The organism is Metabacillus rhizolycopersici, from assembly GCF_020075705.1.
Genome location: NZ_JAIQUM010000051.1, coordinates 26,244 through 38,182 on the forward strand (window position 1 = coordinate 26,244; position 11,939 = coordinate 38,182).

Annotated in this window: 10 protein-coding genes and 3 tRNA genes; all 13 read left to right on the forward strand. The window is 37.4% G+C overall.

Going from position 1 to position 11,939, the window contains the following annotated elements:
* Positions 1-14 precede the first annotated feature (14 nt).
* The 13 genes from K9V48_RS19080 to K9V48_RS19140 all read left to right on the forward strand — a co-directional run bounded on the left by K9V48_RS19080 (position 15) and on the right by K9V48_RS19140 (position 11,894).
* Complete coding sequence (locus K9V48_RS19080) at positions 15-2,030, forward strand: molybdopterin-dependent oxidoreductase (RefSeq protein WP_224140755.1); 2,016 nt, start codon at positions 15-17, stop codon at positions 2,028-2,030.
* Between the two features lie 164 nt (positions 2,031-2,194).
* Positions 2,195-3,295 carry a redox-regulated ATPase YchF gene (gene ychF, locus K9V48_RS19085; RefSeq protein ID WP_224140756.1) on the forward strand — a complete coding sequence of 367 codons (1,101 nt, stop codon included), beginning with the start codon at positions 2,195-2,197 and terminating at the stop codon, positions 3,293-3,295.
* A gap of 176 nt (positions 3,296-3,471) precedes the next feature.
* On the forward strand, positions 3,472-3,762 hold the full coding sequence (rpsF, locus tag K9V48_RS19090; RefSeq protein ID WP_111617273.1) for a 30S ribosomal protein S6: 291 nt from the start codon (positions 3,472-3,474) through the stop codon (positions 3,760-3,762).
* Between the two features lie 43 nt (positions 3,763-3,805).
* Positions 3,806-4,321: a single-stranded DNA-binding protein gene (ssb, locus tag K9V48_RS19095; RefSeq protein ID WP_224140757.1), complete on the forward strand. Its 516-nt coding sequence runs from the start codon at positions 3,806-3,808 to the stop codon at positions 4,319-4,321.
* 46 nt (positions 4,322-4,367) lie between these two features.
* On the forward strand, positions 4,368-4,607 hold the full coding sequence (gene rpsR, locus K9V48_RS19100; protein ID WP_111617244.1) for a 30S ribosomal protein S18: 240 nt from the start codon (positions 4,368-4,370) through the stop codon (positions 4,605-4,607).
* A 377-nt stretch (positions 4,608-4,984) separates the two neighbouring features.
* Positions 4,985-5,920, forward strand: a complete 936-nt coding sequence (locus K9V48_RS19105; RefSeq protein ID WP_224140758.1) for a YybS family protein — start codon at positions 4,985-4,987, stop codon at positions 5,918-5,920.
* A gap of 43 nt (positions 5,921-5,963) precedes the next feature.
* A complete protein-coding gene (locus K9V48_RS19110) occupies positions 5,964-7,934 on the forward strand; it encodes a DHH family phosphoesterase (RefSeq protein ID WP_224140759.1) in 1,971 nt (656 codons plus the stop codon).
* Positions 7,934-8,380 carry a 50S ribosomal protein L9 gene (gene rplI, locus K9V48_RS19115; protein WP_224140760.1) on the forward strand — a complete coding sequence of 149 codons (447 nt, stop codon included), beginning with the start codon at positions 7,934-7,936 and terminating at the stop codon, positions 8,378-8,380. The genes K9V48_RS19110 and rplI overlap by 1 nt, the downstream gene beginning before the upstream one ends.
* Before the next feature lie 183 nt (positions 8,381-8,563).
* Positions 8,564-9,925 (forward strand): replicative DNA helicase, encoded by a 1,362-nt coding sequence (dnaB, locus tag K9V48_RS19120; protein ID WP_224140765.1) that lies wholly within the window; start codon positions 8,564-8,566, stop codon positions 9,923-9,925.
* Positions 9,926-10,162: 237 nt separating this feature from the next.
* Positions 10,163-11,449, forward strand: coding sequence for an adenylosuccinate synthase (locus K9V48_RS19125; protein ID WP_224140761.1), 1,287 nt, complete (start codon positions 10,163-10,165; stop codon positions 11,447-11,449).
* A gap of 171 nt (positions 11,450-11,620) precedes the next feature.
* Positions 11,621-11,696 (forward strand) — tRNA-Lys (locus K9V48_RS19130).
* Between the two features lie 19 nt (positions 11,697-11,715).
* Positions 11,716-11,790 (forward strand) — tRNA-Glu (locus K9V48_RS19135).
* 27 nt (positions 11,791-11,817) lie between these two features.
* Positions 11,818-11,894 (forward strand) — tRNA-Met (locus tag K9V48_RS19140).
* Positions 11,895-11,939: the final 45 nt, after the last annotated feature.

An 11,939-nucleotide genomic window follows, 5' to 3' on the forward strand; every position in this document is an offset into this window, starting at 1 on the left:
AGGAGACGAGAAGAATGAAAAAAGTAGTTAAATCATCTTGCCCTTTAAACTGTTGGGATTGTTGTGGCTTCGAGGTCACTGTTGAGAATGGGAAAGTGACAAAAGTTGATGGTGATAAAGATCATCCAATTACACAAGGGAAAATTTGTGGTAGAGGAAGGATGCTAGGAGATAAGACAAATTCTAAGGAGCGCTTAACGGTCCCTCTAAAAAAGGTTAAAGGCCAATTTGAAGAAATTTCTTGGGAACAGGCTTTAAACGAAATCGCTGAAAAAATGAGTGAAGTTAAGGAGAACTATAGTCCAACAGCTGTGTTGCATAGTCATGATTATGCAAATACTGGAATGCTTAAAAAACTGGATAAGCGCTTCTTTAATTGCTATGGCGGTGTGACAGAGTTAGTTGGCAGCCTTTGCTGGGGCTCTGGTATTGAAGCGCAGACTTGGGATTTTGGAAGCTCATTTAGCCATGCCCCTGATGATATTTTTCATAGTAAGAACGTAGTGATTTGGGGAAGAAATGTAACGAGAACGAATATGCATTTATTTCATTATTTGCAAGAGGCGAAAAAAAGAGGTTCAACAATTACTGTTATCGATCCGATTTACAATGCAACTGCTAAAATAGCTGACCACTATATTTCGATTAAACCCGGAATGGATGGATTAGTAGCAATTGGTATTATGAAGTATTTGGTTGAAGAAAATAAACATGATCAGCAGTTTATTATAAATCATACAGTTGGTTTTCATGACCTTGTGACATTACTGAACAGTATTTCAATGGAAGATATCGTAACAAGTGCTGAAGTTTCTGATGCGGACATTAAGTACTTAGCCTCTATTTATTCTGATGGACCAACCTCTACGTATTTAGGACTTGGAATGCAACGGTATGCAAATGGTGGAAATACGATTCGATTAATCGATGCTCTAGTAGCAGTAAGTGGGAATGTGGGGATTTCTGGAGGTGGAGCTAATTTTGGAAACCTTCAAGTTGGTAATAGTTTCAACAGAAGCGCTCTTACCTTACCACAAAAAAAAGCGTCAACAAGACAGTTTACAATGATGAAGCAGGCTGAAGGAATACTAAATGCGGAAAATCCTGGAATTAAGATGATTTTTGTAACCTGTGGGAATCCACTTGCACAGGTTCCGAATTCGACTAAAGTCAAACAAGCATTTGAATCAGTTGAAACACTTGTGGTTGTTGATCACTTTTTAACAGATACCGCGGAATTAGCAGATTATGTGCTTCCAACAACAACCGTATTTGAGGAAGAGGATATTTATTGTGCTTCCATGTATCATCATTATGTGAATTATGGAGAGCAGCTTGTTGTGCCACCCGGAGAAGCAAAATCTGATTTGTGGATATGGGCTCAATTAGCGAAACGTTTAGGGTTTGGGGAAGAATTTAACTTTTCTAGAGCGGAGTTTTTAGAAATGGGACTCAGTCATTTACATGAGCATGGTATTACGCTTGAACGACTTAAAGATGAAAAGAGACTTTCACTACCTGTTAGTCATGTTCCTTGGGATAAAAGGGAGTTTTTAACACCAAGTGGAAAATTCGAGTTTACTTCTTTAACTGCAGAGGACAAAGGTTATGAAGGTAAACCACACTATTTACCTCCAAGAGAATCTAGTAAGTCAAATCCTTTATTGGCAAAAAAATATCCGTATCAGCTTTTAACGATACATCCGTTACGATCAAATCATTCACAGCATTATATACTGATCGAAGCTTTACAGAAGATTAAGATTGAAATATCAGAGGATATTGCAAGTGAAAAAGAAATAAGTGAAGGTGATACGGTAACGATTTTTAATGATAGAGGAAAGCTCTCTGGTACCGTTAAAATTATGAAGAAAGCCCATCCTAAAACGATTAATGTTGATGAGGGACAGTGGCACAAGTTTGGTGGTTCGGTAAATTTACTTACCCCTGATGAAGATTCTGATAATGGGCAAGGTAGCATTTTATATGATTGTTTGGTGAATATCGAGAAAACAAATGAAATGTTTTAAGTTGAGAGCCGCGTTTTGGGTCTCTTTTTTTAAAGTTTAAATAAAGTATAAGATTGATTATTCTAGATGACCGGCTTGTTTTTTATAGGTTTACTATCTATAATTGTTGAAGATTGGTTAGAATTCGGACAAATTTTTTTGTTTAACTATAGAGGAGTGGGAATATGGCATTAACTGCTGGTATTGTAGGTCTTCCTAACGTTGGGAAATCAACATTATTTAACGCAATTACACAAGCTGGTGCTGAATCAGCAAACTATCCGTTTTGTACGATTGATCCAAACGTAGGGATTGTAGAGGTACCTGATGAGCGTTTACAAAAGCTAACTGAGCTTGTAAAGCCTAAAAAAACGGTACCAACTGCATTCGAATTTACTGATATTGCTGGAATTGTTAAAGGCGCAAGTAAAGGTGAGGGGTTAGGAAACAAGTTTCTTTCACATATTCGCCAAGTAGATGCAATTTGCCATGTTGTTCGTTGTTTCGCAGATGACAATATTACGCATGTATCGGGGAAGGTCGATCCAATTTCAGATATTGAAACAATTAACCTTGAACTGATTTTAGCGGATTTAGAAACCGTTGATAAACGTATTGATCGTGTAGCAAAATTAGCTAAGCAAAAGGATAAAGAAGCTGTTTATGAGCACGAAATTTTAGTAAAGCTGAAAGATGCCTTTGAAAATGAAAAACCCGCTCGTTCAGTAGAATTTACAGAAGAACAAGTAAAGTATGTGAAGCAATTACACTTATTAACAATTAAGCCTATTCTCTATGTAGCAAATGTTAGTGAAGATGAAGTTGCTGACTTTTCTAGTAATTCATATGTTAAACAGGTTCGTGAGTTTGCAGCAGGCGAAAACGCTGAAGTGATCGTTGTTTGTGCAAAAATTGAATCTGAGATTGCAGAACTCGAAGGTGAAGAAAAGCAAATGTTCCTTGAAGAGCTCGGAATTAAAGAGTCTGGACTTGATCAGTTAATAAAGGCTTCTTATCATCTTATTGGATTGGCTACTTATTTTACTGCAGGTGAACAGGAAGTTCGTGCATGGACATTCATAAAGGGAATGAAGGCACCACAATGCGCTGGTATTATCCATACAGATTTTGAACGAGGATTTATCCGTGCTGAAACTGTTTCATATACTGATTTATTGGCGGCAAAGACAATGGGTGCTGCGCGTGAGGCTGGAAAAGTCCGTTTAGAGGGTAAAGAATACTTCGTACAAGATGGAGATGTTATTCACTTCCGTTTTAATGTATAAGTAGTTCCTATTTCTAGGATGGTAATAGTTGTGCTGGATTGAACTAAACTTAGTGCAGTTGTCAAAGACACTTGCATAATTCGAGATCTTTTAGTATAATACCTAATTGTGAGTAATTTATTTAATTGCTCCTTGCCCAAAAGTGGGCCGTTTAGACCAAAAGGAGGTGTAAGATGATGAGAAAGTACGAAGTTATGTACATCATCCGTCCAAACATTGAAGATGAAGCAAAGAAAGCTTTAGTAGAGCGTTTCAATAACGTTTTATCTGAAAATGGTGCGGAAGTAACTGAAGCGAAAGAGTGGGGCAAACGTCGCCTAGCATATGAAATCAATGATTTCCGTGATGGCTACTACATGCTTATTCAAGTTAACTCAGCTGTTGAAGCTGTTCAAGAATTTGACCGCTTAGCTAAAATCAGCGAAGATATTATTCGCCATATCGTTATTAAAAAAGAAGATAAATAATAAAATTTTAGTTAGATAAGATATTCAAAAAGGGATGATTCTGATGTTGAACCGAGTTGTACTTGTCGGAAGACTAACAAAAGATCCAGAGCTGCGTTACACACCAAGTGGAGTAGCTGTTGCAACATTTACTTTAGCCGTAAATCGTACGTTTTCGAACCAACAAGGTGAAAGAGAAGCTGATTTTCTCAATTGTGTGATTTGGCGTAAGCAAGCCGAAAATGTTGCAAACTTCCTTAAAAAAGGTAGTCTAGCAGGAGTTGACGGTCGTGTGCAATCACGTAGTTATGAAGACCAAACTGGGAAACGCGTCTATGTAACAGAGATTGTTGCAGAAAGTGTCCAATTTCTTGAGCCTAAAGGTGCGAGTGGTGGAGGCAACAATAACCACAACAACAATAGTCATAACAATTTTGGTGGTAATTCTGGTAATCAAAATCCATTCGGTTCAGATCAGAATCAGGGCCAACGTAATCAAGGACGTACAAGCTTTGATGACGATCCATTTGCGAACGATGGAAAACCTATTGATATATCTGATGATGACTTACCATTCTGATTTTAAATATATGAACGTAGCATAATATGAAGGGAGGAAATTGACAATGGCAGGCGGACGTAAAGGTGGACGTGCAAAACGTCGTAAGGTGTGTTTCTTCACATCAAACGGTATTACACACATCGATTATAAAGATGTGGATTTACTAAAAAAATTCATCTCTGAGCGTGGTAAAATTTTACCTCGTCGTGTAACTGGTACTAGTGCAAAATACCAACGTAAGTTAACTATCGCTATTAAAAGATCTCGTCAAATGGCTTTATTACCATACGTTTCTGGTGAATAATAAGTGAAAAGCGCAGATAAGGATTTTATCCTTTCTGTGCTTTTTTCTTATGCAAACCTTTGTCTTTTTCCTATTCTTAACAGGTAGCAACATTGCTACATTAAGAGTCAAGAGAAACAAAGAAGGTAGGTAGGGATACCTGCCTATAAAGGTCTGATAAGTCTCATTTAATCTAAGCAAATGTAAATAAATAATTGCCATTAACGAAAAACTAAAAAGGTAAAGCGTGACTTACCTTTTTAGTTTCGTCTCTTTGTGTTTTACTTAGGTCTAGTGGTGGGGGTATTATTGTTTGTTGAGTTTGATTAGTCTAGATGTTTGATTAGATAGAGAAGGTAGTCTAAAATAGATGTTGACTCATTAAAAGAGGTGAAGTTGTGAGGCGTGTTCATGTCATAACAGAAGGGGCTATTTTATTAGCACTTTACTTAGCTTTAATGCTTTTTACTCTATATGTACCGATTGTAGGGATGGTTTTACTTTTTGTCCTACCTTTGCCCTTTATATTATTTTCCATTAGACATGATGTAGCATCGGCCATTATGTTGTTGATTGCGGGAAGTATCCTTTCAGTACTTTTTGGTTCAGTATGGAATATTCTATTAACCCTCATATCCGGTTTAAGTGGTTTAACGATGGGTGTATTTTATAAAAGAAAGCAAACGATGGCGGTCTTAATTGGGGGAAGCTTAGCCTATACAGCTAGTTTTGTTGTTGCTTATGTTGGAATAATTCTTTTTCTCCAAATTGATATAATAAAGGATTTTATCCATTTATCTAAGGAATCACTCGAGCAATCGAAGTCTGTCATTACGTCAATTTCCCCCGATGTTAATCTTGAACAACAATTTGAACAGTTCGAAAAAGGTTTAGACTTACTACATATTTTAACTCCTACTATTTTTGTTTTATCAGGTATGACTTTTGCTGTACTTACCCATTTAGTTGCTGTACCAGTACTTAAACGCTTAAAGGTTGAAGTATCGCAATCAAAGCCCTTCAGGGAGTGGAGATTTCCACAAAGTTTAGTTTGGTACTACTTGATTGTATCCGTGTTAGTTATGATAAATTCTGATACAGAAGGCCTCTACTTTATGGCGATTATGAATTTATACTGTATGTTGCAATTTTTTGTCCTTATCCAAGGTTACTCCTTTGTTTATTTTTATTCGTATGTGAAAGGTCTATCAAGAGCAATACCGATCATCATTGTTATTGCTTCCATTCTTATACCGATATTTCTTTATCTTGTAAGAATCTTAGGTATAATTGATTTAAGCTTTCCTCTCCGTGAGAAAATAGCGAAAAGATAAGGTAAGAAAGGAATCATTGCCTGAGAGGAGTTGATGAAAACGAATGCCGGATTTTTATGATAAACCATTAATCCGTTATCCTATTTATGTATTGATTGGTGTAACGGTGATAGCTGCACTGCTTTTATATTTCTATAATTGGTTGTTTGGTTTATTGGTATCCATTTGTTTAGTGATAGCTCTTTATTTTCTGAAAGAGGCTGTTCAAAGCTTTCAGACAGAAGTTGAGGGGTATATTACTACGTTATCTTACCGATTAAAAAAGGTTGGCGAAGAGGCGTTAATGGAAATGCCAATTGGAATTATGCTATTTAATGACCAATTCCATATTGAGTGGACAAACCCATTTTTAACCTCCTGCTTTGACGAGGATATCTTAGTAGGTAGGTCACTGTTTGATGTAGCAGATTCATTAGTCCCTTTAATAAAGCAGGAAATTGAATCAGGAACAATTACCTTACATGATCGGGAATTTAAAGTCATTATTAAACGAGACGAACGTTTACTATATTTCTTTGATGTGACTGAGCAAATTGAAATTGAAAAGCAATACGAGGATGAAAGATCAGTTCTAGCATTTGTCTTTTTAGATAATTATGATGAAGTAACTCAAGGAATGGATGATCAGGCAAGAAGCGCAATAAATAACGAAGTGACCGCCCTGTTAAATAAGTGGGCGAAGGATTATGGTGTCTTTTTGAAAAGAGTTTCCTCAGAACGATTTTTAGGTGTATTAAATGAGCACATCTTATCAAAGTTTGAGGACAATAAATTTTCCATATTAGATGAAGTGAGAGAAAAGACAACATTGCACAATGTATCACTAACACTAAGTGTAGGGATTGGAACAGGGGTATCTTCATTACAGGAACTTGGTGACTTAGCGCAATCAGGTCTAGATTTAGCCCTGGGACGAGGCGGAGATCAGGTTGCAATAAAACAATCGAACGGTAAAGTTAAGTTCTTTGGTGGTAAGACAAACCCAATGGAAAAGAGAACAAGAGTCCGTGCCCGTGTCATATCACATGCACTAAAAGAAATCGTTTCTGAAAGTGATAAAGTCATGATTATGGGGCACAAATTTCCCGATATGGATGCAATTGGTTCTGCCATCGGCTTATTAAAAGTAGCGCAGGCAAATGGGAAAGAAGGGTTTATTATCTTAGACCCAGATGCACTTGATTCAGGAGTAGAACAATTGTTGATTGAGATTAAACAGCATCCAGAATTATGGTCTAGATTTATCACACCAGAGCAAGCGATACAACTTATGACAGATGAAACATTGCTCATTGTCGTCGATACCCATAAGCCATCACTTGTTATCGATGAAAGGCTACTCGCGAGAAGTGAGCATGTTATTGTGATTGACCACCATCGACGAGGTGAGGACTTTATTAAGGACCCTATCCTTGTCTATATGGAGCCATATGCTTCGTCTACAGCTGAACTAGTAACAGAGCTTTTAGAGTATCAACCTAAGAGCTTAAAAATCAATATGATAGAAGCTACTGTGTTATTAGCAGGTATCATCGTTGATACAAAAAGTTTTACTCTGCGGACAGGAGCGCGTACGTTTGATGCAGCTTCTTATTTAAGAGCAAAAGGTGCTGATACAGTTTTAGTCCAGAAATTTTTGAAAGAAAACATTGAGAATTACGTGAAGCGGGCTAAGCTTATTCAGAATGCCTCGATGTACAAGGCTGGGGTCGCGATAACCATTGCAGAGGGCGATGACCATTTCGATCAAGTAATTATTGCCCAGACAGCTGATACGCTTTTAACTATGAATGGAGTTGTTGCTTCATTTGTTATTGCAAAACGCAATGAGGATACAGTTAGCATTAGTGCTAGGTCTTTAGGAGATATCAATGTTCAACTGATCATGGAAGCACTTGATGGTGGGGGTCATTTAACAAATGCCGCAACACAGCTTGAAGGCCACACTTTAGAGGAAGCAGAAGAAAGACTAAAAGAGACATTAAAAAATTACCTTGAAGGGGGAACTAACTAATGAAAGTTATATTTTTAAAAGATGTAAAAGGAAAAGGGAAAAAAGGCGAGGTTAAAAATGTTGCTGACGGATATGCGCAAAACTTTCTACTTAAACAAGGGCTTGCAGTTGAAGCAACAAATACGAGTGTAAGTACTTTAAATGCTCAAAAGAAAAAACAGGAGCAAGAGGCAGTAGCAGAATTAGAGAAAATGAAACAATTAAAGCTTAAATTAGAAGAGTTGACAGTTCAATTAAGTGCAAAGTCTGGTGAAGGTGGACGTCTTTTTGGCTCAGTTACAAGCAAGCAAATTGCTGATGAGCTTAACAAAAGCCATAAAATCAAGCTAGATAAGCGTAAATTTGAGTTGCCTGATGGTATTCGTGCACTCGGATTTTCGAATGTACCAGTTAAACTTCATCCTGAAGTAACAGCAACGGTAAAAGTACAAGTAATCGAACAGTAAATACTGGAAAAGAATGTGGTTTAGTGGAAAGAGTGAAGTTTATCTTGAAGCTTAACCGTATTTTTTTTATGATTAGTACTTAAGACTTTTTAATTGTTTAGGAAATTATAAAATTCTTGTACGAGACCTATACATTCATCAATCACTTACTAGTAATTATAAAAATAAAGGACGGTGGTCATCATAAACGAAATAATTGGTGATCGTATTCCACCACAAAATATTGAAGCTGAGCAGGCGGTATTAGGAGCAATATTTCTCCAACCGTCATCTTTAACGTTAGCTTCAGAGCTTTTAATTCCTGAGGATTTTTATCGTGCATCACATCAAAAAATCTATAATGCGATGCTTGAGTTATCAGATAAAGGTGAACCGGTTGATTTAGTTACGGTGACCTCTGTACTAGCAGATGTGAATCTTTTAGAAGAGATTGGCGGCGTATCTTATTTAAGCGATTTAGCGAACTCAGTACCTACTGCCGCTAATATTGAGTATTATGGGAAAATTGTTGAGGAAAAATCAATTTTACGACGCTTAATTCGAACGGCTACTGGAATTGTCGAGGATGGTTATAGTCGTGAAGATGAAGTTGAAGTTCTTTTAAATGAAGCTGAAAAAACGATTATGGAGGTTGCACAGCGGAAAAATGCTGGTGCCTTTCAGAACATTAAAGATGTCCTCGTACAAACGTATGATAATATTGAATTGCTTCATGAAAATAAAGGGGACGTTACAGGGATTCCAACAGGATTCGTAGAGCTAGATAAAATGACAGCTGGCTTTCAGCGAAATGACTTAATTATCGTTGCCGCACGTCCATCTGTTGGTAAAACAGCATTCGCTTTAAACATCGCTCAAAACGTAGCAACAAAAACGGATGAGAATGTTGCGATATTTAGCCTTGAGATGGGGGCCGACCAGCTTGTGATGAGGATGCTTTGTGCAGAGGGAAATATCGATGCACAAAGACTAAGAACCGGTTCATTGACGCCTGAAGATTGGGGTAAGCTGACAATGGCCATGGGTAGCCTCTCAGACTCTGGGATCTATATCGATGATACACCTGGTATTCGTGTAAGTGAAATTCGCGCAAAATGTAGACGTCTAAAGCAAGAGGCGGGCCTCGGGATGGTGTTGATTGATTACTTACAATTAATCCAAGGTAGTGGTCGAAGCGATAACCGTCAACAAGAAGTATCGGAAATTTCACGTACACTTAAGGAATTAGCGCGTGAGTTAAAGATTCCTGTTATTGCACTTTCACAGCTGTCACGTGGTGTTGAACAACGACAAGATAAGCGTCCGATGATGTCAGATATTCGTGAATCTGGAAGTATTGAGCAGGATGCAGATATTGTTGCCTTCCTATATCGCGATGATTATTATGATAAAGAGTCGGAGAATAAAAATATTATTGAAATCATTATTGCTAAGCAGCGTAATGGTCCTGTTGGTACAGTATCATTAGCATTCGTTAAAGAATATAACAAATTCGTTAATCTTGAGCGGCGCTTCGATGATGCAGGTATCCCAGCTGGTGCTTAAAAAGGAATCGTACATGCGATTCTTTTTTTTTTGCCGAAAATGCGATTTATGATAAATATCACTTCTGTATTGGGGAATAATAAAAGTTATTGTCGACTATTAACTCATTCAAAACAAGTTATACACGAACAAATGATCATATTAATAATATAATGTTCGTGTTTTTTGTTGACCATTTAAAAGATTACTGATAAAATAAACATGCTTAATTAGTGCGAAATTACGGAGGTGTACGGAATGTCTTCAGTAGTAGTTGTAGGAACTCAATGGGGAGATGAAGGTAAAGGTAAGATTACTGACTTTCTCTCTGAAAATGCAGAGGTTATTGCTCGTTATCAAGGTGGAAATAATGCAGGTCATACAATTAAATTTGGTGGAGAAACCTATAAGCTTCATTTAATTCCATCGGGGATTTTTTATAAAGATAAAATTAGTGTCATTGGTAATGGAATGGTTGTTGACCCAAAGGCACTTATTAAAGAGCTAGCTTATTTACATGAACGTGGAGTTACAACAGATAATTTGCGTATTAGCAATCGAGCGCATGTCATCTTACCTTATCATTTAAAATTAGATGAGGTAGAGGAAGAACGAAAAGGCGCAAATAAAATTGGTACAACGAAAAAAGGAATTGGACCAGCTTATATGGATAAAGCTGCTCGTGTAGGAATCCGTATCTCTGATTTACTTGAACGTGATGTATTCGAAGAGAAACTTGTTCGAGCATTAGAGGAAAAGAACCGCCTACTAGAGAAGTTTTACGAAGTAGAAGGATTCACTGTTGAAGAAATTTTAGATGAGTATTATGAATATGGTCAACAATTTAAGCATTATGTTACGGATACATCTGTTGTTCTTAACGATGCTTTAGATGAAGGACGTCGTGTTTTATTTGAGGGAGCTCAAGGTGTAATGCTTGATATTGATCAAGGTACATATCCTTTTGTAACATCATCTAATCCGGTTGCTGGGGGAGTAACAATAGGTTCAGGTGTTGGACCAACAAAGATTAATCATGTTGTTGGTGTATCTAAAGCTTACACAACTCGTGTTGGTGATGGCCCATTCCCTACAGAGTTACTAAATGAAATTGGTGATCAAATTCGTGAGGTTGGACGTGAATATGGTACAACAACTGGACGCCCTCGTCGTGTGGGATGGTTTGATAGTGTCGTTGTCCGTCATGCTAGACGAGTTAGTGGGCTAACTGATCTTTCACTTAACTCAATTGACGTTTTAACTGGAATTGAAACATTAAAAATTTGTGTCGCATATAATCATAAAGGTAAGACAATCAACGAATATCCTGCAAGCTTAAAGATACTTGCAGAGTGTGAACCTGTATACGAAGAACTACCAGGTTGGAAAGAAGATATCACTAGTGTTCGTAATCTAAGTGAACTACCTGAAAACGCAAGACATTATATTGAGCGTATTTCACAATTGACTGGTATTCCACTTTCTATCTTCTCCGTAGGACCAGATCGAACACAAACAAATGTTATTCGAAGTGTATATAGCTAATAGAGATTATTCACTAAGAAGAGAGAATCGGTAAAATGCTGATTCTCTCTTCTTTTACACTAATAAATATTTTTGAAAATTTAGCGAAAAAAATATTGTTTTTTTAATTACATGTGTGTTATGATAGAAAACGTCCTATTAAAGGATATTTTAACTACTCATTCATATAATGAGCCATTAGCTCAGTTGGTAGAGCATCTGACTTTTAATCAGAGGGTCGAAGGTTCGAGTCCTTCATGGCTCACCATTTATTAACTTGTTTCAATGGCCCGTTGGTCAAGCGGTTAAGACACCGCCCTTTCACGGCGGTAACACGGGTTCGAATCCCGTACGGGTCACCATTGAAAATTAAAGCTATATACGATTATCGCGGGGTGGAGCAGTTCGGTAGCTCGTCGGGCTCATAACCCGAAGGTCGCAGGTTCAAATCCTGTCCCCGCAACCAAAATGGTCCGGTAGTTCAGTTGGTTAGAATGCCTGCCTGTCACGC

Excerpts from the sequence above, each read along its gene's own strand:
- K9V48_RS19125 (WP_224140761.1), top strand. The coding sequence starts at position 10,163 with ATGTCTTCAGTAGTAGTTGTAGGAACTCAATGGGGAGATGAAGGTAAA.
- ychF (WP_224140756.1), top strand. The coding sequence starts at position 2,195 with ATGGCATTAACTGCTGGTATTGTAGGTCTTCCTAACGTTGGGAAATCA.
- rpsF (WP_111617273.1), top strand. The coding sequence starts at position 3,472 with ATGAGAAAGTACGAAGTTATGTACATCATCCGTCCAAACATTGAAGAT.
- ssb (WP_224140757.1), top strand. The coding sequence starts at position 3,806 with ATGTTGAACCGAGTTGTACTTGTCGGAAGACTAACAAAAGATCCAGAG.
- K9V48_RS19110 (WP_224140759.1), top strand. The coding sequence starts at position 5,964 with ATGCCGGATTTTTATGATAAACCATTAATCCGTTATCCTATTTATGTA.
- K9V48_RS19080 (WP_224140755.1), top strand. The coding sequence starts at position 15 with ATGAAAAAAGTAGTTAAATCATCTTGCCCTTTAAACTGTTGGGATTGT.
- rplI (WP_224140760.1), top strand. The coding sequence starts at position 7,934 with ATGAAAGTTATATTTTTAAAAGATGTAAAAGGAAAAGGGAAAAAAGGC.
- rpsR (WP_111617244.1), top strand. The coding sequence starts at position 4,368 with ATGGCAGGCGGACGTAAAGGTGGACGTGCAAAACGTCGTAAGGTGTGT.